Source organism: Streptomyces tateyamensis, from assembly GCF_003205575.1.
In the GTDB taxonomy this organism is placed as follows: domain Bacteria; phylum Actinomycetota; class Actinomycetes; order Streptomycetales; family Streptomycetaceae; genus Kitasatospora; species Kitasatospora tateyamensis.
Genome location: NZ_PYBW01000022.1, coordinates 122,316 through 141,340, shown reverse-complemented (window position 1 = coordinate 141,340; position 19,025 = coordinate 122,316). Strand labels below are relative to the sequence as shown.

23 protein-coding genes are annotated in these 19,025 nt (G+C 72.6%); 15 read left to right on the top strand and 8 right to left on the bottom strand.

All coding sequences use genetic code 11. The annotated features are described in order from the left end of the window. The first annotated feature begins 2 nt into the window (after nt 1-2). On the top strand, nt 3-1,577 hold the full coding sequence (locus C7C46_RS06895) for an SCO6880 family protein (protein ID WP_110666809.1): 1,575 nt from the start codon (nt 3-5) through the stop codon (nt 1,575-1,577). Nucleotides 1,578-1,631: 54 nt separating this feature from the next. Then, entirely contained in the window at nt 1,632-2,942 is a 1,311-nt protein-coding gene (locus C7C46_RS06890) for an ATP-binding protein (RefSeq protein ID WP_181442230.1), read from the top strand. Here the strand turns inward: C7C46_RS06890 and C7C46_RS06885 are convergent. The 5 genes from C7C46_RS06885 to C7C46_RS06865 form a co-directional block, all read right to left on the bottom strand. Next, on the bottom strand, nt 2,915-4,432 hold the full coding sequence (locus C7C46_RS06885; protein ID WP_245984248.1) for a sensor histidine kinase: 1,518 nt from the start codon (nt 4,430-4,432) through the stop codon (nt 2,915-2,917). The two genes, C7C46_RS06890 and C7C46_RS06885, sit on opposite strands and share 28 nt — an antisense overlap. 86 nt (nt 4,433-4,518) lie before the next feature. Then, nucleotides 4,519-5,292 (bottom strand): response regulator transcription factor, encoded by a 774-nt coding sequence (locus tag C7C46_RS06880; protein ID WP_110666805.1) that lies wholly within the window; start codon nt 5,290-5,292, stop codon nt 4,519-4,521. Nucleotides 5,293-5,416: 124 nt separating this feature from the next. After that, complete coding sequence (locus tag C7C46_RS06875; RefSeq protein ID WP_110666803.1) at nt 5,417-6,547, bottom strand: S1C family serine protease; 1,131 nt, start codon at nt 6,545-6,547, stop codon at nt 5,417-5,419. Between the two features lie 158 nt (nt 6,548-6,705). After that, a complete protein-coding gene (locus tag C7C46_RS06870) occupies nt 6,706-7,752 on the bottom strand; it encodes a LacI family DNA-binding transcriptional regulator (protein WP_110666801.1) in 1,047 nt (348 codons plus the stop codon). A gap of 72 nt (nt 7,753-7,824) precedes the next feature. Then, nucleotides 7,825-8,562, bottom strand: a complete 738-nt coding sequence (locus C7C46_RS06865; RefSeq protein ID WP_110666799.1) for a response regulator transcription factor — start codon at nt 8,560-8,562, stop codon at nt 7,825-7,827. Between the two features lie 374 nt (nt 8,563-8,936). Between C7C46_RS06865 and C7C46_RS06860 the strand changes: the two genes are divergently transcribed. The 6 genes from C7C46_RS06860 (at nt 8,937) to C7C46_RS06840 (ending at nt 11,970) form a co-directional block, all read left to right on the top strand. Next, nucleotides 8,937-9,224: a MoaD/ThiS family protein gene (locus C7C46_RS06860; RefSeq protein WP_110666797.1), complete on the top strand. Its 288-nt coding sequence runs from the start codon at nt 8,937-8,939 to the stop codon at nt 9,222-9,224. 80 nt (nt 9,225-9,304) lie between these two features. Continuing rightward, entirely contained in the window at nt 9,305-9,994 is a 690-nt protein-coding gene (locus tag C7C46_RS06855; protein WP_146259007.1) for an LmeA family phospholipid-binding protein, read from the top strand. Nucleotides 9,995-10,129: 135 nt separating this feature from the next. Beyond that, nucleotides 10,130-10,210, top strand: coding sequence for an Ms5788A family Cys-rich leader peptide (locus C7C46_RS37695; RefSeq protein ID WP_369405619.1), 81 nt, complete (start codon nt 10,130-10,132; stop codon nt 10,208-10,210). 234 nt (nt 10,211-10,444) lie between these two features. After that, nucleotides 10,445-11,287, top strand: coding sequence for a sulfurtransferase (locus C7C46_RS06850; RefSeq protein WP_110666793.1), 843 nt, complete (start codon nt 10,445-10,447; stop codon nt 11,285-11,287). A 36-nt stretch (nt 11,288-11,323) separates the two neighbouring features. Further along, entirely contained in the window at nt 11,324-11,614 is a 291-nt protein-coding gene (locus C7C46_RS06845; protein WP_110666791.1) for a DUF1416 domain-containing protein, read from the top strand. 71 nt (nt 11,615-11,685) lie between these two features. After that, a complete protein-coding gene (locus tag C7C46_RS06840) occupies nt 11,686-11,970 on the top strand; it encodes a DUF3099 domain-containing protein (RefSeq protein WP_110666789.1) in 285 nt (94 codons plus the stop codon). Between the two features lie 31 nt (nt 11,971-12,001). Here C7C46_RS06840 and C7C46_RS06835 read toward each other — a convergent pair whose 3' ends face one another. Further along, entirely contained in the window at nt 12,002-12,364 is a 363-nt protein-coding gene (locus tag C7C46_RS06835) for a DsrE family protein (protein WP_110666786.1), read from the bottom strand. On the opposite strand from C7C46_RS06835, the gene C7C46_RS34185 reads away from it, so the two are divergent. From C7C46_RS34185 to ygfZ, 4 genes are read left to right on the top strand one after another with little or no spacing between them, the layout of a single operon-like run. Next, entirely contained in the window at nt 12,345-12,587 is a 243-nt protein-coding gene (locus C7C46_RS34185) for a hypothetical protein (RefSeq protein WP_146259006.1), read from the top strand. The genes C7C46_RS06835 and C7C46_RS34185 overlap by 20 nt on opposite strands. A gap of 52 nt (nt 12,588-12,639) precedes the next feature. After that, nucleotides 12,640-13,242 (top strand): heme-binding beta-barrel domain-containing protein, encoded by a 603-nt coding sequence (locus tag C7C46_RS06830; protein ID WP_110666784.1) that lies wholly within the window; start codon nt 12,640-12,642, stop codon nt 13,240-13,242. Between the two features lie 35 nt (nt 13,243-13,277). Next, complete coding sequence (locus C7C46_RS06825) at nt 13,278-13,748, top strand: Fur family transcriptional regulator (protein ID WP_110666782.1); 471 nt, start codon at nt 13,278-13,280, stop codon at nt 13,746-13,748. A gap of 10 nt (nt 13,749-13,758) precedes the next feature. Beyond that, complete coding sequence (gene ygfZ, locus C7C46_RS06820; RefSeq protein WP_110666780.1) at nt 13,759-14,721, top strand: CAF17-like 4Fe-4S cluster assembly/insertion protein YgfZ; 963 nt, start codon at nt 13,759-13,761, stop codon at nt 14,719-14,721. A gap of 10 nt (nt 14,722-14,731) precedes the next feature. Here the strand turns inward: ygfZ and dtd are convergent, their stop codons facing one another. Continuing rightward, nucleotides 14,732-15,166 (bottom strand): D-aminoacyl-tRNA deacylase, encoded by a 435-nt coding sequence (gene dtd, locus C7C46_RS06815; protein WP_110666863.1) that lies wholly within the window; start codon nt 15,164-15,166, stop codon nt 14,732-14,734. A 327-nt stretch (nt 15,167-15,493) separates the two neighbouring features. Between dtd and C7C46_RS06810 the strand changes: the two genes are divergently transcribed. Then, nucleotides 15,494-16,045 carry an RsiG family protein gene (locus C7C46_RS06810; protein WP_245984246.1) on the top strand — a complete coding sequence of 184 codons (552 nt, stop codon included), beginning with the start codon at nt 15,494-15,496 and terminating at the stop codon, nt 16,043-16,045. A gap of 12 nt (nt 16,046-16,057) precedes the next feature. Further along, nucleotides 16,058-17,020 (top strand): asparaginase, encoded by a 963-nt coding sequence (locus C7C46_RS06805; RefSeq protein WP_110666778.1) that lies wholly within the window; start codon nt 16,058-16,060, stop codon nt 17,018-17,020. Nucleotides 17,021-17,083: 63 nt separating this feature from the next. Here C7C46_RS06805 and C7C46_RS06800 read toward each other — a convergent pair whose 3' ends face one another. After that, nucleotides 17,084-17,578 (bottom strand): inorganic diphosphatase, encoded by a 495-nt coding sequence (locus C7C46_RS06800; protein WP_035846397.1) that lies wholly within the window; start codon nt 17,576-17,578, stop codon nt 17,084-17,086. A 76-nt stretch (nt 17,579-17,654) separates the two neighbouring features. Here C7C46_RS06800 and dacB point away from each other — a divergent pair, with 76 nt between their 5' ends. Further along, nucleotides 17,655-19,025 carry a D-alanyl-D-alanine carboxypeptidase/D-alanyl-D-alanine endopeptidase gene (gene dacB, locus C7C46_RS06795; RefSeq protein WP_181442228.1) on the top strand — a complete coding sequence of 457 codons (1,371 nt, stop codon included), beginning with the start codon at nt 17,655-17,657 and terminating at the stop codon, nt 19,023-19,025.

Below are 19,025 nucleotides of genomic sequence, written 5' to 3'. Positions count from 1 at the left end.
GCATGAGCAGCGAACCGCTCGGCCAGTACGGGGGCCAGTACGCCCAGCCGTACCCGCACCAGCGCCGTACCTACTTGATCGGCAAGGCCCGGCCGAACGCCCCGATCGGCCGCAACCGGGAGTCCGGCGAGATCATGCTGATCATCTTCGGCGCCTTCCTCGGCATGCTCTGGGGCCTGCTGATGCCGGTGCTGGCGCTGCGGATCGCCGGCCTGATCGGGTTCCCGCTGCTGGCCATAGCTGCCGTCTACCTGCCCTACCGGCGCCGCACCTTCTACCGGTGGTTGGAGATCAACCGGACCTACCGGCGCACTCTGCGCAGCGGCCGGGCCGTCTGGCAGTCCACCGCGATGGACGCCGGCACCCGGCTGGACGGCCGCGAGATCGAGGTCGGCCCGCCCCCGGGCGTCGGCCGGCTGCGCTGGCTGAGCGCGCCGTTCGGGCCGGACGAGGTCGGCGTGCTGATGCACCTGGAGCGCCGCACGGTGACCGCGGCGATCGAGATCGAGGGCCCGGGCGTGGGCCTGCGCGACTCGGAGGACCAGGAGGCGCTGGTCGACCGGTTCGGCACCCTGCTCAAGCACGTGGCCAACGGCGACGGCTTCGTGACCCGGCTGCAGATCCTGGCCCGCACGCTGCCCGCCGACCCGGACGCGCACGCCAAGGACGTCGAGCGGCGCGGCGACCACGGCGCCCCGCGCTGGCTGCAGGACTCCTACGACCAGTTGCAGTCGATGGTCTCCACCTCCTCCGAGCAGCACCGGGCCTACCTGGTGGCCTGCATGCACTACACCCGCGACCTGGCCGCCGAGGCGCACGCGATGGGCCGCACCGCCACCGGCACCCCGGCCCGCGACGACGACGGCCTGGCCGCCGTGATGGCCCGTGAGCTCACCGACATCTGCGCCCGGTTGACCGAGGCCGACATCCGGGTGCGGCAGCCGCTGGGCCAGGCCCGGCTCTCCTCGCTGCTGCACTCGATGTACGACCCGGACCACCCGATCGACCACATCCAGGCGATGAGCCGGCGCAACGCCTGGCCGGCCGAGCTGGACGCCACCCACCCGCAGTACCTGCAGGCCAAGACCCGCGAGTCGACCACCCGGGCGCCCTGGTGCCACGCCACCGCCTGGATCAAGGAGTGGCCGCTCACCCCGGTGGGCGTCAACTTCCTCGCCCCGCTGCTGGTGCACACCCCGGACGTGATCCGCACCGTCGCGGTCACCATGGACCTGGAACCCACCGACGTGGCGATCGAGCGGATGCTCACCGAGAAGACCAACGACGACGCCGAGACCAGCCGGGCCGCCAAGATGAACCGCACGGTGGACCCGCGCGACCTGGCGCACAGCGGCCGGGTGGACCAGCGCGGCGACGACCTGGCCTCCGGCGCGGCCGGGGTCAACCTGGTCGGCTACATCACCGTCTCCTCGCGCAGCCCCGAGGCGCTGGCCCGGGACAAGCGGACCATCCGCGCCTCGGCCGGCAAGAGCTACCTGAAGCTGGAGTGGTGCGACCGCGAGCACCACCGGGCCTTCGTCAACACCCTGCCGTTCGCCACCGGCATCCGTCGCTGACCCCTGGAGGTCCCCGTGGCCATTGGCAACCTCTCCGAGTCCTTCACCAGCCTGATGTTCGGCCGGGTGGAGACCACCCGGCTGCCGGTGCGCACCTCCAGCGGCCAGGCGCAGGCGGTCTACCTGCCCACCGCCGCGCCCGGGCTGGGCGACTCCGGGGTGATCATCGGGCGCGAGGTGTACAGCGGCAAGGGGTACGTCTACGACCCGTTCCAGCTCTACGGCCAGCAGCTGCCGGCCCCGCACTGGCTGGTCCTGGGCGAGTCCGGCAACGGCAAGTCGGCGCTGGAGAAGACCTACGTGCTGCGCCAGTTGAGATTCCGCGACCGCCAGGTGGTGGTGCTGGACGCGCAGGGCGAGGACGGGGTCGGCGAGTGGAACCTGATCGCCGACGCGCTGGGCATAAAGTCGGTCCGGCTGGACCCGATGGCGGCCCGGGACGGCGGGGTCAAGCTGAACCCGCTGGACCCGGCGATCACCACCACCGGCCAGCTCTCGCTGCTTCGCACCATCATCGAGGTGGCGCTCGGGCGCGGCCTGGAGGAGCGGGCCGGCTTCGCGCTCAAGGCCGCGCACGCGCACGTGCGGGCGACGGTGACGGACCGCCAGCCGATCCTCGGCGACATCATCGACACGCTGCGCCGCCCCGACCTGTCCTCGGTGGAGTCGCTCGGGGTGGACCCGGAGGAGGTGCAGTCCTGGGGCCTGGACGTGGCCCTGGTGCTGGACCGCCTGGTCGACGGCGACCTGCGCGGCATGTTCGACGGTCCGACCAGCTCCGGGATCGACCTGGACGCCCCGCTGATCGTCTTCGACCTCTCGCACATCGACCGCAACTCGATCGCGATGCCGATCCTGATGGCGATCGTCGGCGTCTGGCTGGAGCACACCTGGATCCGCCCCGACCGCAGGAAGCGGATCTTCCTGGTCGAGGAGGCCTGGCACATCATCAACAGCCCGTTCGTGGCCCAGCTCTTCCAGCGCCTGCTCAAGTTCGGCCGCCGGCTCGGCCTGTCCTTCGTGGCGGTGGTCCACCACCTGTCCGACGTGGTGGACGGCGCCGCCGCGAAGGAGGCCTCGGCGATCCTCAAGATGGCCTCCACCCGCACCATCTACATGCAGAAGGCCGACGAGGCCCGGGCCACCGGGCGGGTGCTCGGCCTGCCCCGCTGGGCGGTGGAGATCATCCCGACCCTCTCCCCGGGCATCGCGGTCTGGGACGTCAACGGCAACGTCCAGGTGGTCAAGCACATCGTCACCGAGACCGAGCGCCCGCTGGTGTACACCGACCGCGCGATGACCGAGGACGCCGTGGCCGAGCGCATTCGGGCGGAGCGTCAGCTGGCCGCGGAGCCCGGGGTCTGAGGGCCGGGGGACGGGGCGTCAGGGCCGGGGGTGCCGGGGATCCGGGGCACCTCGCTGGGCGGCGGCTCCGGAGCACCGGGCAGCCGGACCACGGCCAGCGCGCCCGGGCCGCCGTCGGCCGCCGGGCCGAGCGTGACCTGGCCGCCGCTGTCCTGCACGGTCTGCGCCACGATGGACAACCCGAGCCCCGAGCCCGGGAGCTGACGCGAGGACGGCGAGCGCCAGAACCGGTCGAAGACGTACTGCAGCTCCTCCGCCGGGATCCCGGGACCGTGGTCGCGCACCGTCAGCCGCCCGCGCTCCAGCGCCACCTCGACGACGCCGCCCGGCGGGCTGTACTTGACCGCGTTGTCCAGCAGGTTCATCACCGCCCGCTCCAGCGCCGCCGGGTCCGCCCGCACGTACCAGGGCTCCAGCGCCACCCGGAAGTCCAGCCCCGGTCCGCGCAGCTTGCCCCGGTCCACCGCCCGCTGGGCGATCTCGTGGAACGCCACGATGGCCACGTTCTGCCCCGGGCGGGGCGAGTCCGGCCTGGAGAGCTGGAGCAGGTCGCCGATCAGCACGGTGAGCTCCTGCATCTGGGCCTTCATACTGCCCAGCAGCTTGGTCCGGGTCGCCTCCGGCAGCGGCCGGCCGGTGTCGTTGCTGCGGATCAGCAGGTCCACGTTGGTGCGCAGCGAGGTGAGCGGCGTGCGCAGCTCGTGCCCCGCGTCCGCGATCAGCCGGGTCTGCCGCTCGCGCGAGTTGGCCAGCGCGGTGGACATCGAGTTGAAGGAGGAGGAGAGCCGGGCGATCTCGTCGTTCCCGTGCACGGGGATGGTGGTGCCGACCTCCTCGGTGCGCGCGATGTGCTCGACGGCACCGGTGAGGTCGTGCACCGGCCGCAACGCGGCCCGGGCCACTATCCGGCCGGTGACGCCGGCGACCGCGATTCCGACGGCGGAGACGCCGACCAGGATGAGCGCCAGGTCCTGCAGGGAGTCGTCCACCTTGGTCAGGGAGGTGGCGGTGACCAGCAGCGTCGGCTGGCGGGGCTTGCCGAGCGTGCCCGGGGTGAGTCGGACCATGGCCGGTTCGCCGTTGGTGTAGTGGCCGAGCCGGAAGGTGGACTTGGGCGGCTGGCCGGGCGGTGGCGGCGTGGCGTCGGCCAGCACATCGAGGTCGCTGTTGTAGACGACGATCCCACGGGGCTTCTGGGCCACCGGCACGTAGAACTGCTTGCCGTCGCTGCTGACCAGTTCGGTGTCCCAGCGGTTGTCGGGGACGTTTCCCTCCATGCCCGCCTGGACCTGCCCCTCGTACGCACTCTGCGCGATTGCCGCAGCCTGCTGCGGGGTGCTCGCCCAGGGCAGCAGCGGCGGGGTGCGGATCTGGACCGGGGCGGTGGCCAGGGTCTGCTGTTGGAGTGTGTACATCTGGTTCTTGACGATGAACCAGCACGCCACCGCACAAGCCGCGATGGCCACCGCCACCGCCACCGACGCCAACATCGCCAGTCGGCTGCGCAACGACCTGCCGTGGTACCACCGCGACAGCCGCCCCCGCCCCCCTGAGACTGATCCTGAAACCATCACCCTCAGCCCGTCGTCCCGCTGGGCGCGCGCAGGGCGTAGCCGACGCCGCGGACGGTCTGGATGAGCCGGGGCAGGCCGCCCTGCTCGGTCTTGCGGCGCAGGTACATCACGTAGACGTCGAGCGAGTTCGAGGAGGGCTCGAAGTCGAAGCCCCAGACCGCTTTGAGGATCTGCTCGCGGGTCAGCACCTGGCGCGGGTGGGCCAGGAACATCTCCAGCAGCATGAACTCGGTGCGGGTGAGCTCCACCGGGCGGCCGTCGCGGGTGACCTCGCGGGTGGCGGTGTTCATCCGCAGGTCGGCGAAGGCCAGCACCTCGGACTCGTCCTCCACCACCGCGGCCCGGGCGGCGGCCTCGGCAGCCAGTGCGTTGCGCCGCAGCAGGGCGCGCACCCGGGCCAGCAGCTCGTCCAGCTCGAAGGGCTTGGCCAGGTAGTCGTCCGCACCCACGTCCAGTCCGGTGACCCGGTCGCCCACCGCGTCCCGGGCGGTGAGCATCAGCACGGGGGCGGTGTCGCCGCGCGAGCGCATCCGGCGCACCGCGGTCAGGCCGTCCATCCGGGGCATCATGATGTCCAGCAGCACCAGGTCGGGCTTGTCGCGCTCGACGGCCTCCAGCGCCTCGTAGCCGTCGGTGGCGGTGGTGACCTCGTAGCCCTCGAAGGCCAGGCTGCTCTCCAGGGCGTCCCGCAGCGCGGGTTCGTCGTCGACCACGAGCAGGCGGGCGGGAGTGGCCGGCTGCTCGGCGGGGGTGCGGTCGTCGGCGGGCGGTGTCATCGGCGGTGGGACCTCTCTGGCTGCTGGCGCGGGTCTTGCCATTGTGCGGGGCGAATGGGGTGAAGCGGGGCAACTGTGCGATACCTGGTAGGAACCTGTGAGTTGCCCCGCTACGGACGGCGGTTCAGACGTTCTGCCCGGCCTGCAGCTTCGACAGGACCTGCTTGACCGCGTCGATCGGGATGGCGAAGCCGAGGCCGACGCTGCCGGCCTGGCTGCCGGTGGCGCTGGAGCTGGCCCCGCTGCCGGAGTACATCGCGGAGTTGATCCCGATCACCTGGCCGCTCGCGTTGATCAGCGGACCGCCGGAGTTGCCGGGATTGAGGGCGGCGTCGGTCTGCAGGGCCTGGTAGGTGGCGGTCTGCCCGCCGCTCGTGCCGTTGCCCGAGGAGGACCCGTAGCCGGGGAAGTTGGGGAACCCGAAGCCGCCGTTGCCGCGCGTGCTGCCCTCGTCCACCTGGATGGTGACCTGGCGGTTCTTGGCGCTGATGATGCCGGAGGTGACGGTCCCGGTCAGGCCCTCGGGGTTGCCGATCGCCACCACCGAGTCGCCGACCGCGACCGCGTCGGAGTCGCCGAGGGCGACCGGGGTCAGACCGTGGGCGTTCGCGGCGGTGATCACGGCGACGTCCAGCGACTTGTCGGTGCCGGTGACCGTGGCGGTCGTCCTGGAGCCGTTCTGGTAGCTGACGGTGACGGTGCCGCCGGAGTCCACGGCGCCGGAGACCACGTGGAAGTTGGTGAGGATCCGGCCGTCGGCGGTGAGGATCACGCCGGTGCCGGTCGCGGTGCCCGAGGAGGTCTGCACGGTGATCTGGACGACGCTGGGCGAGACCGCGGCGGCGATCGCGGAGACGTTGGCAGTGCCGTCCGACCTGGCGGCCACCGGGCTGACCACGGCGCCGGAGCCGGCACGCCCGGCCGTGGCGCCGCCGTGCCGGCCGTCGGCGACCGCGCCGCCGGCCAGGCCGCCGAGCACGGCGGCAGCCGCGGCGACCGCGGTCACCAGGGCGAGCCGGCCGCGCAGGAAGCCGTTGCGGGCCCGGTGCCCGTCACCGGGTCCGTCCTGCTGCCCGTGGTCGGGCTCGGCGAAGGTCTCGGTGGGGTGCCCGGGGGCCGGCCCATCGGTCGGGCCGGTGGCCGCTGCGGCGGCCGGGGCCGCGAAGTAGTCGTGGTGAGCGGTGGGCGCCTCGGCCGGCTTCGGCGGGAGGGGGGACCCCGACTCATCTGCGGTGGTGCGGTGCTGGTCGCTCATGGACCAAACCGTCCGCCCGCCGGATGAGGATCCGGTGAGAGCCGGGTCAGAACGGGCAGAGAAGCCCGTTGGCTTCTCATAAAGACCTGTCAGTCTGCCAGACCAGGCGGGGCAGCAGCACCGGTCAGGCCGCAACACCGGTCAGGCTGCGGGACCCGTCAGGCTGCGCCGCCCTCGCCGGGGCAGCCGCAGGAGCGCCGCACGACCAGCCGGGACGGGAACTTGCGTACCCGCTCGGTCTCCGAGCCCGGCACCATCAGCGAGTCGTCCAGCACCAGCTCCACCGCGGCCCGGGCCATCGCCTCCCGCTCGCTGGCCACCGTGGTGAGCGGCGGGTCGGCCAGCGCCGCTTCCGGGATGTCGTCGAAGCCGGCCACCGCGAAGTCCTCGGGCACCCGCAGGCCCACCTCGCGGGCGGCACGCAGCACGCCGATCGCCTGGTCGTCGGTGGAGCAGAAGACGGCGGGCGGACGGTCGGGCGAGCGCAGCAGCTCCAGCGCCACCTCGTAAGCGCCGTAGCGGTGGAACGGCGCGTCGATCAGCCGGCCCTCGATGTCCAGCTCGGCGCCCTCCATGGCCCGCTGCCAGCCTTCGACGTGGTCGATCACCGGGTCGCCGGGCGCGGGGGTGTCCACCGGCCCGCCGAAGCAGGCGACGTAGGGGTGGCCGTGCTCCTCCAGCAGGTGGCGCACCACCAACTCGGCGCCGCCGATGTCGTCGGTGACCACCGAGACGTCGTCGATCGCCTCCGGGCGGCGGTGCAGCAGCACCACCTTGGCGCCCTCCATCGCGGCGAACTCCTTGGCCGCGCGCTGCGGGGCGCCCTGGCTGACCAGGATCAGGCCGGAGACCCGCATGCCGAGGAAGGCCTGGATGTAGTGCATCTCGCGGTCTTCGACGTAGTCGGAGTTGCCGATCAGCACCAGCTTTCCGCGGTCCGAGGCGGCCCGTTCCACCGCGTGCGCCATCTCGGCGAAGAACGGCTGCCGGGCGTCCGGCACGATCATGCCGATCAGGTTGGTTCGCCGGGAGGCCATCGCCTGCGCGACGCTGTTCGGCCGGTAGCCGAGCTGCTCGATCGCGGCGAGTACCTTCTCCCGGGTCGCCGGCGCCACCGGTCGGGGTCCGTCGTTGATCACGTAGCTGACGACCGCGGTCGAGGTCCCAGCCAGTCGGGCTACATCGTCGCGCGTCACCTTGGCCACGGGGGGAGTCTACGCGTGTTTGTGCACGGGCAAGCGGTCCGGGCCCGGTACTATCCCCGACCCGGCTGCCGCTCAGGCCTCGCGGCCGCTGCCCACCGGCTGCTGCTCGAGCGCGCCCCGCTCGCCCCTGTCCGCCTGCGAGGGCACCACGAAGCGGTACCCCACGTTGCGCACGGTGCCGATCAGCTGCTCGTTCTCGACCCCGAGCTTGGCCCGCAGCCGCCGCACGTGCACGTCCACCGTGCGGGTGCCGCCGAAGTAGTCGTAGCCCCAGACCTCCTGCAGCAGCTGGGCCCGGGTGAAGACCCGGCCCGGGTGCTGGGCCAGGTACTTGAGCAGCTCGAACTCCTTGAAGGTGAGGTCGAGCACCCGGCCCTTGAGCTTGGCCGAGTAGGTGGCCTCGTCCACCGACAGGTCGCCGTTGCGGATCTCCATCGGGCTGTCGTCGACCGCGGCCTGCTGCTGGCGGCCCATGGCCAGGCGCAGCCGGGCCTCCACCTCGGCGGGGCCGGCGGTGTCCAGCAGGACGTCGTCGATGCCCCACTCGGCGGTCACGGCGGCCAGGCCGCCCTCGGTGACCACCAGCAGCAGCGGCGCGGAGATCCCGGTGGAGCGCAGCAGCTGGCACAGGGAGCGGATCTGCGGCAGGTCGCGGCGGCCGTCGACCAGTATCACGTCGGCGCTGGGGGTGTCGACGAGCGCCGACCCCTCGGCGGGCGCGACCCGTACCTGGTGCAGCAGCAGGCCCAGGGCCGGCAGCACCTCCGCGGAAGGCTGCAGGGCGTTGGTGAGCAGGAGGAGAGAACTCATACCCGGGGCATCCCCATTTCTTCTCCGTGGCCGGCTGGCTGCCCCGCGTTCCACCGGTGTGCACGTCGTTGTGCGCGGTGGGCGCGGGTGGGCTACCACTCGCAAGGACGTCCGTATCGGGAGTCCTGAAAGCACAAAAGGACCCGGGGGCGACTCTGCCCGGATCCCTTACGCCATGAGAATAGCCCAACACGCCGGGTCGGCGAAGGGGTCGGACACCGTGATTCCGTTCGCGTCGGGTTTGTGCGCCCCGGGTGCGACCCCACTGGCCTGCGACATTCCGGGCCCCGGGCGGGGTGGGGCGATGATGGAGCACGGCAGCGACCGGTACACGCAGGTGTACACCTTCGAGACCACCAGGAAGAGGGGCCGCCATGACCGCGACCACCCAGGACCGCGCAGCGGTGACCGGGACCATCCGTTACTGGGCCGCCGCCAAGGCCGAGGCCGGGCTGGCCGAGGAGGCGTACCGGGCGGCCACCCTGGCCGAGGCGCTGGCCCAGGCCAAGGAGCGGCACGCCGACCGGCCGGCCTTCGTCCGGTTGCTGGACATCTGCTCCTACCTGGTGGACAGCGAGCCGGTCGGCGGCCGCGACCGCGCGCAGGTCCGGCTGACCGAGGGCGGCACGGTGGAGGTGCTGCCGCCGTTCGCCGGTGGCTGAGTGGCGGGTGGGGCGCCAGGAACCATGCATCTGATCGGATCGTCGTACCGGAGACGGGTGAACGGACGGGGAGCGTGCTGATGCGGATCTGGATCAAGGCGGCCATCGCGGTCTCGGTGCTCGGCGGCCTGCTGGTGGGCGCCGACCGGATCGCGCTCTCGGTGGCCGAGGGCCGGGCCGCGGACCGGCTGGCCGGCCACCAGGGCATCACCGGCAAGCCCTCGGTCTCCATCGGCGACTTCCCGTTCCTGCCCGACCTGCTCGACAAGCACCTGGGCAGCGTCCACCTGGCGGCCGGTCAGATGCAGCTCAGCGGGGCCGGCCAGAGCTTCCAACTGGAGGGCTTCAGCGCTCAGCTGAACGGGGTTCAGGTGGACGACAAGCTCACCGGCGCGACCGTGGCGACCGGCACCGGCTCGGGCCGGATCGGCTACCAGGAGGTCCAGCGGCTGATGGGCCTGGACTCCCGCGCCACCATCGGTTACGGCGGCCCGGGCCTGCTCAAGGTCGGCTACCAGGTGCTGGGCCAGCATGTGAGCACCACGGTCAAGCTGCGCACCGACCACAACCGGATCCTGGTGGACAGCGTCGGCGACGTGCCGGCCCTGGGCGGTCTGCCCGGCGTGAGCGGCCTGGTCGGCAGCGCGATCGGGTCCAAGAGCTTCGACCTGCAGGGGCTGCCGGTCGGGCTGAATCTGAAGAGCGTGGTGCCGCAGTCGGACGGCCTGCAGCTCGACTTCGAGGGCAGCAACGTCCAGCTGATGGGGTGACCGGCGGCGGCGACCGGGCCTGCGGCCGTGGCCCGCCTGGGCAAGAGCCGGTCAAATCCCAGCATGCGAACGTTTTCATCTCGCCATTCGATACGCTGGTGACAGCGGCGCGTCCTGGTCCCTAGCATCGTCCCCATGAAGCGACAGGCAGATCTGACCAAGCGGCGGGCGGTAGACCTCTGCCGCGTGGCTGCCTGCCTGTGTCGAATGCGCTGACCGGCGGCCCGCTCCGGCAGAATCGACCCGCCGCCTCACCCCATCTCCCGGCCTGAGCAGGCGGTTTCCGCCTGCGGCCGAATCGCTGGAACCAGCACCGATCCTCCTTGCCCGTCGGCCCGCGCCGCGCCCGTACGTCCCACTATCTGGACATCATTCCGGAGAGTGGGCGGGCTGCGCTGCCGCCCGGGTGCCTCACCTTCCGCCAACCGCCCCCGGATGGAGACAGATCACATGAGCCGCAGCGACGTCCTGGTCGACGCCGACTGGGTCCAGGCCCACCTCGACGACCCGAAGGTCGTCATCGTCGAGGTCGACGAGGACACCTCCGCGTACGACAAGAACCACATCAAGAACGCCGTCCGGATCGACTGGAAGCAGGACCTCCAGGACCCGGTCCGCCGCGACTTCGTCGACCAGGCCGGCTTCGAGGCGCTGCTCAGCGCCAAGGGCATCGCCAACGACGACACCGTGGTGCTCTACGGCGGCAACAACAACTGGTTCGCCTCCTACGCGTTCTGGTACTTCAAGCTGTACGGCCACGGTGACGTGCGTCTGCTGGACGGCGGCCGCAAGAAGTGGGAGCTGGACTCCCGCGACCTGGTCGACGGCTCCCAGGTGCCCGCCCGCCCGGCCACCGAGTACAAGGCCCAGCCCCAGAACACCGCGATCCGCGCCTTCCGCGACGACGTGGTGAACGCGATCGGCACCGCCAACCTGGTCGACGTCCGCTCGCCCGACGAGTTCTCCGGCCGCCTGCTCGCCCCGGCCCACCTGCCGCAGGAGCAGTCGCAGCGCCCCGGCCACGTGCCCAGCGCCCGCAACATCCCGTGGTCGAAGAACGCCAACGACGACGGCACCTTCAAGTCGGACGAGGAGCTGCGCGCCCTCTACGCCGAGGAGGGTGTCGACCTGTCCAAGGACACCATCGCCTACTGCCGGATCGGTGAGCGCTCCGCGCTCACCTGGTTCGTGCTGCACCAGCTGCTGGGCCAGGAGAGCGTGCGCAACTACGACGGCTCCTGGACCGAGTACGGCAGCCTGGTCGGCGTCCCGATCGAGCTCGGCGCCAACTGAGCCCCGCGGCGTACCGAGAAGCAAGGAGATCCAGACATGTGTGGTGCGAAGGCCGGCGGCCCGGACCTGGCAGGAGTTGACGTGGCGAGCGAGACGATCATCCAGGGTTCGGTCACCCGGGACGGCGAGCCGGTCAGCGGCTACGTCCGGCTGCTGAACGAGGGCGGCGAGTTCACCGCCGAGGTGCCCACCTCGGCCACCGGGCAGTTCCGCTTCTTCGCGGCCCCGGGCAACTGGACCGTGCGCGCGCTGGTCCCGGGCGCGACCGTGGACCGCAAGGTGGTCGCCTCCCAGGGCGCGCTGACCGAGGTGCCGATCGCGGTCTGATCCCGCGGACCCCGCGAGCTGTACCGACGAGCCCCTGCCCCGGCAGGGGCTCGTCGCTCTACCGTGGAGGTGTGCAGCAGCGCAGCAGGCACCGGTACTACTTCGCGATGATGGGCAGTTGCCTGGCCCTGTTCGTCCTCGCCTGGGGCGTGGTGCGGTTCTTCTCGGTGGCCGCGGCGATCACGATGTGCGTGGTGGCCATGGTGATCCCGCCGGTGGCCGCCGTCTTCGCCAACCGGCGCGACCCCGAGGACGACTGGTGGCAGGACCCGCGCTGGGACGACCCGAACTGGGACCGCCCCGGCCACGACCGCGACCGCCCGGACCGCGAACCGCGCGACCCCGAGGGTCCGTAGCCGCGCGAGGCCCGCGCCTGCCGGGCCCGGGTCAGTAGACCAGCGCCTGCACGCCGTCGGCCATGATCTCGCTGACGAACACCTGCGCGCCGGCGATCCGCACCCCGGGCAGCGTGTCGCCCGGCTCGATGCCGCGCCGGGCCGCGCACTGGGTGCACAGCGTCACCCGGCCGGCCGCCAGCAGCGACGCCAGCAGCTCCGGCAGCGGCGCGGCGTGCGGCAGCTCGAACTTGACGGCGCGCCCGGGCAGCGCGAACCAGGAGGACTCCCCGGTCAGCCAGAGCGAGACCTCGACCCCGCTGGCGACCGCCACGGCGGCGACGGTGAACGCCTGCGAGCACCGCTCCGGCGCGTCAGCCCCGGCAGTGACCTTGATGACCAGCTTCTTCGACACGCCGTCAGCCTACGCGCCCCGTGTGGCGGCCCTCACCGTGATGGGCGTGAGCGCGCCCGATAGACTCGCGCCGTTACCGTCCGTCCGTAGTTTTTCGCCGAACCGGGAGCGCACCATGGGTGGCCTGGAACTCTTTTTCGACATCCTGCTGGCCGTCATGTCGATCGTGATCGTCTGGTTCGCCGCTTTCTCGGTGATGAAGCTGTACCAGGGCCAGCGCTGACCTTCCCAGTACCGTAGGGGTAGCCCGACTGCCCCCGAACGCGACCAGGACCATGATCGAGATCCCCTCTGACCTCCACAAGGACGTCGTTTCGCTGGCCTTCCTCCTCGGTACCTGGGAGGGGGCGGGCGTCTACGCCCCGCTGCCCGGTCAGGACAGCCCTGGAACCGAGAAGTGCAACTTCGGCCAGGAGATCGTGTTCCGGCACGACGGCCGTCCGTTCATCGAGTACCGCTCCCGCAGCTGGGTGCTGGACAGCTCCGGTGAGCGGATCCGCCCGCTGGAGAACGAGCACGGCTTCTGGCGGGTGACCACCAACCAGCACGGTGCCAGCGGCGAGCGCGAGGTCGAGGTCTCGATGGTCCGCGACGACGGAACCGTGGAGATCTGGTACGGGCGCCTGGCCGACGGCAAGCCGCAGATCGACCTGGCCACCGACGCGGTCGCCCGGGTCGAGGGCTCGGCCCCCTACAGCGGCGGCAAGCGGCTGTACGGCTTCGTCAAGGAGGAGCTGCTCTGGGTCGGCGAGAAGGCCGCCCCCGAGGTGCCGCTGCGCCCGTACATGTCCGCGCAGCTGAAGAAGGTGCTCAGCCCCGCCCAGCTGATCAAGGACATCAACGACCTGCCGGACGACGGGATCGCCTTCTTCCGCTGAACCGGGCACCCGGGCCTGGACTAGGGACGGCAACAGTGAACGGCAACGCAGCACGCAGCGGCACGGCCGACTGGCGCGAGACCTGGTCCACGGACCTGCGCGAGCGCGGCTACCGCCTCACCCCGCAGCGCCAGCTGGTGCTGGAGGCGGTGGACGCGCTCGACCACGCCACCCCGGACGAGATCCTGGCCCGGGTCCGGCAGACCGCGAGCGGGGTGAACATCTCCACGGTCTACCGGACCCTGGAGTTGCTGGAGGAGCTGGGCCTGGTCTCGCACGCCCACCTGGGCCACGGCGCGCCGACCTACCACCTGGCCGGCCGCCACCACCACCTGCACCTGGTCTGCCGGGACTGCCAGCAGGTGACCGAGACCGACACCGCGATCGCCGCCCCGCTCATCGAGAGCCTGCGCGAGCAGCACGGCTTCGACACCGACCTCAAGCACTTCGCCATCTTCGGCCGCTGCGCCGACTGCACCGCCAAGCTGTCCGGGCCGCAGTCGTAAGCTGGCGGGCATGAAGAGCCCGCTGCTGTCGCTGCCCGGAGCCGTCCCCGCCGAGGGGCCCGACCAAGGGGTCGCGGCGCACTACGGCGACCTGTTCCGCGAACAGCGCGAGCTGGCGGCCGGGCGCGCCTTCACCGACCTGTCGCACCGCGGCGTGATCACCGTGACCGGACCGGACCGGCTGGCCTGGCTGCACCTGCTGCTCACCCAGCACGTCAGCGAACTGCCCCCCCAGCAGGCGGTGGAGGCGCTGGTCCTGTCCCCGAACGGGCACGTCGAGCACGCCCTCTACCTGGTCGACGACGGCACTACCAGCTGGGCGCACGTCGAGCCGGGCACCCAGGGCGAGCTGCTGGCCTACCTGGAGCGGATGAAGTTCATGTACCGGGTGGAGCTCGCCGACGCCACCGAGCAGTACGCGCTGGTCCACCTGCCGGCCGGGCACACCGCCGCGGCCACCGGTGCCGCCGCCGTGCGGGAACTGCCCTGGGGTCGCGAGCTGTTCCTGCCGCGTGCCGAACTGGCCGAGCGCGCGGCGCGGTTCGGCAGCCCGGCGGGCATCTGGGCGTACGAGGCGCTGCGCGTCGAGGCGCACCGCCCGCGCCTGGGCTTCGAGACCGACCACCGCACCATCCCGCACGAGGTGGACTGGCTGCGCACCGCCGTGCACCTGAACAAGGGCTGCTACCGCGGCCAGGAGACCGTGGCCCGGGTGCACAACCTGGGCCGGCCGCCGCGCCGGCTGGTCTTCCTGCACCTGGACGGCACCGAGGAGGTGCTGCCCGGGCACGGTACCGAGGTCCGGCTGGCCAGCGATCCGGACGGCCGTGCGGTGGGCTTCGTGACCTCCTCGGCCCGCCACCACGAGCTGGGCCCGATCGCGCTGGCCCTGGTCAAGCGGAACACCCCGGTCGAGGCCGAACTGCGGGCCGGCCCGGTGCCGGCCACCCAGGAGGTCGTGGTCGAGCCGTAGGGCCTGTCGCTCAGACCTCCAGCAGCACGGTGAACGGCCCGTCGTTCACCAGCGACACCTTCATGTCGGCCCCGAACCGGCCGGTCTCCACCGTGGCGCCGAGCGCGCGCAGCTGCGCGACCACCTCGGCCACCAGCGGCTCGGCGACCGGCCCGGGAGCGGCGGCGTTCCAGGTGGGACGGCGGCCCTTGCGAGCGTCGCCGTAGAGGGTGAACTGACTGATCACCAGCAGCGGTCCGGCCAAGTCCGAGCAGGACAGCTCGGCCTCCTCGCCCTCGAACAGCCGCAGCGTCCAGAGCTTGCGGGCCAGTGCCGCCGCCTGGGCGGGCGTGTCCTGGTGGGTCACCCCGACCAGCACGCACAGCCCGGGCCCGCTGATCGCCCCGACCGTCTCCCCGGCCACCGTGACCGCCGCCTCGCTCACCCGCTGCACCACTGCTCGCATGCGGGCCATTGTGCACCGGGCGTCCGGACGCCCGGTGCCGGGCCCAACTGGTGGTCGCTGCCAGGTGATATCAGACGTACCCGTTCGCCAGGGGGCCGTACGGGTGCATCTGCGCGCGGACTGCGCCCGGCAGGTGGCACGATGCCAGGGTGGCCGCAGCGCGCGGTGCGGGACGGCCGTTCGCCCGGATCGCACACCAGTGCCGGGGCGGCTCGCCCGGGTGGGTGCAAGCGGTCCGGTGGGGAACCCCTGAGCGGCCGTCAGGCGTGCATCCGGCAGCCGGGGGCGCAAGGGCGGGACCAGGACGCGAGTGCAGGTGGTTGGCCGATGGAGACGAACGGGATGCCCCGCGAGAGCCTGGCGGGTACCGACCCCGCGCAACCGCGGATCGCGGCGCTCGGCCTCGACGAGCTGCGCACCCTGCGCAGGGACGCCCTGGAGCAGGAGGCCGACCTGTCCTACCTGCGCCGCCTGCTGCAGGGCCGGGTGGACATCCTGCGGGCCGAACTGGACCGCCGCACCCTGGCCGGCCGACCCCGCCCCGCCTCCCCGGACACCCTGCTGCACCAGCTGCCGCAGATCCTCGCCGACGCGCCCTCCCACATCCGCCAGTCGGCCCGCCACGTCACGCTCGGCACCCCGCGCGGCGAGCAGTACCAGACCCAGGCGGACGCCCTGATGGGCGACGTCCAGCTGGCCGACCTGGCCGCGCACGCCCCCGCCGAACTGCTGGCCGCGCTGGACCGGCTCACCGCGCACGAGCGCGAGGTCTCCGGCCGCCGCCAGCTGCTGCAGCGCACCGCCGACGGGTGCAGCGCCGAGATCACCCGGCGCTACCGTGAGGGCGAGGCGCGGGTCGAGGACCTGCTGGCCGACTGAGCGGAGGACCGCATGAACAGCAGCACCCCGATACCCCCGGCCCCGGTCCTGGCGGAGGTGGTCCGCTCCGGCTTCGTCGAGGGGTACCACCGCGGCTCGCTGGTCCTGCTGGCCCCGGACGGCACGGTCGAGCTGGCCCTGGGCACCCCCGAGCGCCCGGTCTTCCCGCGCTCCAGCAACAAGCCCTTCCAGGCGGTGGCCACCCTGCGGGCCGGCCTCGAGCTGCCCGGCGAACTGCTCGCGCTGGCCGCCGCCAGCCACGCCGGCGAGGACTTCCACCTGGCCGGGGTGCGGGCGATCCTGGCCGGCGCCGGCCTCTCCCCGGCCGACCTGCGCACGCCGCCCGACCTGCCGCTGGACCGGGACGCCGCCGAGCGCCACCTGGCGGCCGGCGGCACCCGCCAGCCACTGCTGATGAACTGCTCCGGCAAGCACGCCGGCTGGCTGGCCGCCGGCGCCGGCCGCGGCTGGAGCACCGCGGACTACCTGGACCCGGCGCACCCGGTCCAGCTGCTGGCCCGCGAGGCGGTGCAGGAGGCGACCGGGGAGGAGGCGGCCGCGCTGGGCACCGACGGCTGCGGAGCGCCGCTGATCGCGGTCTCGCTGCTCGGCCTGGCCCGCGGCTTCCGCGCGCTGCTGCAGGCCCCCGAGGGCTCGGCGCCGCGCCGGGTCGCCGACGCGATGCGGGCCCACCCGCAGTACGTGGCCGGCACCGCGCGGCTGGACACCTGGCTGATGCGGGCGGTGCCCGGGGCGCTCTCCAAGGCCGGCGCGGAGGCGGTGCAGGCGGTGGCGCTGCCGGACGGACGGGCCCTGGCCGTCAAGATCGAGGACGGCAACGGGCGGGCGCTCGGCCCGGTGCTGGCGGCCCTGCTGGTCCGCCTGGGCCACCGGGCGCAGGCGCTGGCCCAGGTGGCGGCCGCGCCGCTGTACGGCGGCGGGGCAGTGGTCGGCGAGGTCCGCGCGGTGCTCTGACGAGCCCTCAGCGCGAGGTGGGAGCCGGGTCGGTGGCCACACCCACCGACCCGGTCAGGCGCCTCAGTGGGCGTCGCCGGACTCGGCCAGGCGCTTGATCGACGCGGTGATCTCGGTCTCCGCCTCCAGGCGGCCGACCCACTCGGCACCCTCGACCGACTTGCCGGGCTCCAGGTCCTTGTAGACCTCGAAGAAGTGCTGGATCTCCAGGCGGTCGAACTCCGACACGTGGTGGATGTCCCGCAGGTGCTCCCAGCGCGGGTCGGTGGCCGGCACGCAGAGCAGCTTGTCGTCGCCGCCCGCCTCGTCGGTCATCTTGAACATGCCGATCGCCCGGCACTTGATCAGGCAGCCGGGGAAGGTCGGCTCGTCCAGGATGACCAGCGCGTCCAGCGGGTCGCCGTCCTCGCCGAGAGTGCCCTCGACGAAGCCGTAGTCGGCCGGGTAACGGGTCGAGGTGAAGAGCATCCGGTCCAGGCGGAGGCGACCGGACTCATGGTCGACCTCGTACTTGTTGCGGGAGCCCTTCGGGATCTCGATGGTGACGTCGAACTCCAACGGTGCCTCCAAGGTAGGGACTGACAGAATCCCAGTGTCTCCTACCGGAGGGAGTGCTGTGGAAAGGGGTTGGGCAGTGGCAGGCACGCGCAGGGGCCGGGCGGTGGTGGTGGCCGCCGCGGCGGGGTTCACCCTGGTGGCCCAGGGCACACCGGCACACCCGCAGGCCGGGCCGGCCCCCGCCGCGCCCCCGGTGCTGCAACCGGCCGCGAGCACCGGCGCCGACGCGCTGCCCAGCACCGCCGGACTCCAGGCGGCACTGGGCCAGTTGACCCAGGACAAGGCGCTCGGCACGCTCACCTACGCGATCGCCGACGGCAGCACCGGCAAGCTGCTGCTCGGCTCCGGCGAGGGCACCCCCGCCACCCCGGCCTCCACCACCAAGCTGGCCACCTCGGTGGCCGCGCTCTCCCTGCTGCCCGCCGACACCCGGATCACCACCAAGGTCGTCCAGGGCGCCACCCCCGCCGACATCGTGCTGGTCGGCGGCGGCGACCCCACCCTGACCGGCCTGCCGCAGGACCAGATCCGGATCGGCGGCCTGCCGGTGGACAGCGAGACCGCCCCCGCCTCGCTGATCGACCTGGCCAAGCAGACCGCCACCGCCCTCAAGGCCGCCGGGACCGGCACCGTCCACCTGTCCTACGACACCTCGCTCTACACCGGCGCCGCCGCGCACAAGAACAACGACGGCACCAACATCGGTCCGATGTCCGCCCTGATGTCCGACGAGGGCCGCAACAACCCGGCCGACGACGTGGAGGGCCCGGTCCGGGTGCCCGACCCCGCCGCCCAGGCCGCCGGCCGGTTCGCCGACCTGCTCGGCGCCCAGGGCGTCAAGGTCGACGGCAAGCCCAAGGAGGGTCCCGCCCCCGCCGGCGCCGCCGCCCTCGGCCGCGTCCAGTCGCCCACGCTGCCGCGGCTGGTCGAACGGCTGCTCACCCACTCCGACAACACGCTGGCCGAGGCGGTCGGCCGCCAGGTCGCCCTCGCCGCGCACCAGCCCGCCAGCTACGAGGGCGCCGGCGCCGCCGTCAGCCAGACCGTCGGCCAGCTCGGCATCCCGCTGCCCGGCGTCTCGCTCAACGACGCCAGCGGTCTCAACCCGCACAACGCGATCCCGCCCCTGGTGCTGGCCGACCTGCTGGCCCTGGCCGCCGCCCCCGACCATCCGCAGCTGCGCCCGGTGCTCACCGGACTGCCGATCGCCGGCCTGACCGGCACCCTCGACAAGCGGTTCACCGCCGCCCAGGGCTCGGCCGACGGCGCGGGCGTCGTGCGGGCCAAGACCGGCACCCTCAGCGGCGTCAACACGCTGGCCGGCACCGTGGTCGACGCCGACGGACGGCTGCTGGTCTTCGCCCTGATGACCAAGGGCGGTACCGGCGACACCCGGGCGGCCGTCGACCGGATCGTGGCCAAGCTGGTCTCCTGCGGCTGCCACTGA

Coding starts and splice junctions, on each gene's coding strand:
- C7C46_RS06895 (WP_110666809.1), top strand. CDS start 3: ATGAGCAGCGAACCGCTCGGCCAGTACGGGGGCCAGTACGCCCAGCCG.
- C7C46_RS06890 (WP_181442230.1), top strand. CDS start 1,632: ATGTTCGGCCGGGTGGAGACCACCCGGCTGCCGGTGCGCACCTCCAGC.
- C7C46_RS06885 (WP_245984248.1), bottom strand. CDS start 4,432: ATGTTGGCGTCGGTGGCGGTGGCGGTGGCCATCGCGGCTTGTGCGGTG.
- C7C46_RS06880 (WP_110666805.1), bottom strand. CDS start 5,292: ATGACACCGCCCGCCGACGACCGCACCCCCGCCGAGCAGCCGGCCACT.
- C7C46_RS06875 (WP_110666803.1), bottom strand. CDS start 6,547: ATGAGCGACCAGCACCGCACCACCGCAGATGAGTCGGGGTCCCCCCTC.
- C7C46_RS06865 (WP_110666799.1), bottom strand. CDS start 8,562: ATGAGTTCTCTCCTCCTGCTCACCAACGCCCTGCAGCCTTCCGCGGAG.
- C7C46_RS06860 (WP_110666797.1), top strand. CDS start 8,937: ATGACCGCGACCACCCAGGACCGCGCAGCGGTGACCGGGACCATCCGT.
- C7C46_RS06855 (WP_146259007.1), top strand. CDS start 9,305: ATGCGGATCTGGATCAAGGCGGCCATCGCGGTCTCGGTGCTCGGCGGC.
- C7C46_RS37695 (WP_369405619.1), top strand. CDS start 10,130: ATGAAGCGACAGGCAGATCTGACCAAGCGGCGGGCGGTAGACCTCTGC.
- C7C46_RS06850 (WP_110666793.1), top strand. CDS start 10,445: ATGAGCCGCAGCGACGTCCTGGTCGACGCCGACTGGGTCCAGGCCCAC.
- C7C46_RS06845 (WP_110666791.1), top strand. CDS start 11,324: ATGTGTGGTGCGAAGGCCGGCGGCCCGGACCTGGCAGGAGTTGACGTG.
- C7C46_RS34185 (WP_146259006.1), top strand. CDS start 12,345: ATGACCAGCTTCTTCGACACGCCGTCAGCCTACGCGCCCCGTGTGGCG.
- C7C46_RS06830 (WP_110666784.1), top strand. CDS start 12,640: ATGATCGAGATCCCCTCTGACCTCCACAAGGACGTCGTTTCGCTGGCC.
- ygfZ (WP_110666780.1), top strand. CDS start 13,759: ATGAAGAGCCCGCTGCTGTCGCTGCCCGGAGCCGTCCCCGCCGAGGGG.
- dtd (WP_110666863.1), bottom strand. CDS start 15,166: ATGCGAGCAGTGGTGCAGCGGGTGAGCGAGGCGGCGGTCACGGTGGCC.
- C7C46_RS06810 (WP_245984246.1), top strand. CDS start 15,494: ATGGAGACGAACGGGATGCCCCGCGAGAGCCTGGCGGGTACCGACCCC.
- C7C46_RS06805 (WP_110666778.1), top strand. CDS start 16,058: ATGAACAGCAGCACCCCGATACCCCCGGCCCCGGTCCTGGCGGAGGTG.